The organism is Paraclostridium dentum, from assembly GCF_012922555.1.
GTDB classification, from domain to species: Bacteria; Bacillota; Clostridia; order Peptostreptococcales; family Peptostreptococcaceae; genus Paraclostridium; species Paraclostridium dentum.
This window is the reverse complement of record NZ_WIPK01000047.1, coordinates 1-1,390: the sequence shown is the minus strand read 5'-3', so window position 1 is coordinate 1,390 and position 1,390 is coordinate 1. Positions and strand designations below refer to the sequence as shown.

Annotated in this window: 1 protein-coding gene; it reads right to left on the bottom strand. The window is 39.6% G+C overall.

Translation table 11 applies throughout. The features are described from left to right. Window positions 1-97: 97 nt before the first annotated feature. Complete coding sequence (locus GFJ41_RS20865; protein ID WP_500048753.1) at window positions 98-1,354, bottom strand: trypsin-like serine protease; 1,257 nt, start codon at window positions 1,352-1,354, stop codon at window positions 98-100. Between the last annotated feature and the right edge of the window lie 36 nt (window positions 1,355-1,390).

The window sequence follows — 1,390 nt, the reverse complement described above, 5'->3', positions numbered from 1 at the left end:
GCACATTGATCAGTAATGACATTAATTAGATATAGGAGAAGGAACAGGTAGCTCATTAAATGTTTACAGAAAATGTAAATAGTCATCCACTGAATCTTTATAAAAAGTGTAGAGGTGTATCTATGTCCTCATCGCCCAGATAGACTTTAAAGAAGTCTCGCACTTTTGGATCGAAAAGGTCTACATGGAAGTCTCTGGTATCTATACGTTCCCCACCGGTAACACATGTGTCCTCCAGACCCCAGCTGATGACTCCAACCTGGATCAAACGGTTTCTTTCCACAAATGTAGCTCCGCCAGAGTCACCGCTGCAAGTAACGTCATCTATGTAGCTTTGTGAAGCTCCACCAGTGCATAAAAAATTATCTGTAATCATCTTCTTTGATTTATCTTGGTCGATTTTTAATATCTTTTCAGCCTGGTTAAAACATTCATCTCTCTGATGCTTCTGTCTGATTTGGACATCTTGTTTTGGTTTTTGTCCTCTCTTTTCTAAATGATGTGTTATGAAATGTGCTTTCACCAGATCACTGTTCAACAGCACTTCCCTATGTTTTGCACATGTTGCTTCACTAGCAGACAGTTGTAGAGCCCCATTCGTCTCCTGAGTGCAAGGAATACAGATAGGTCTGATGTCTGGACTGACTTGCACACTTTTCTTTAACTGGATGAGCGCCACATCATATTCATAAAACTCCGTTATATTCTCTGCTGCTTTCTTTGCGATGTTGTAGTCGGGATGAAGAAGGAACCTCTCCACCTCTAATTTTCCGACATCTCTATAATCAGGTGCTGCCAGTAGAATTTTGTCAGGACTATCATCAAACCTGAAGCAGTGGGCAGCAGTTAGAATAAACCTGGGAGTGACCAGTGATCCTATACAGTTTGCTGTGCCATGCTCATGAGTTATTGAAATCTTTATCAGCCAGGGGTATGTGTAACGATAGGTTGATCTAAGATCAGGGTCATAGTAGTCTTTGTAGAGTCCACACAGAGTTATACTAGTGCTCTCATCAATCATTTCATCTAATGTTTCTCCAACGGCCTTCATGTCTTTTAGTATGAAAAAATACTTGTCGTGGTTGTCTCTTTTTGTCACCCACTCATCAATTTTGCCTTTCTCAACATCGTCACCCACTCCAAATGCATACAGATCAAGATATTTATCCCGTTTTTCATCATTATTGATAACTGTTTGCCTGATTTCATTAACCACATTTGTGGGATTTCCTCCCATATTGGCAATACCATCAGTGAACATGATTACGACTTGCTGTGTCTTATCAAATGTTAGCTTATCATGCGCCTTCTCGAAACTGATACTGTCTCGTATAGCTTCATAAGCTTTTTTAATGTTGGTTCATGATTTCTGTCATTTATCTTTATATTT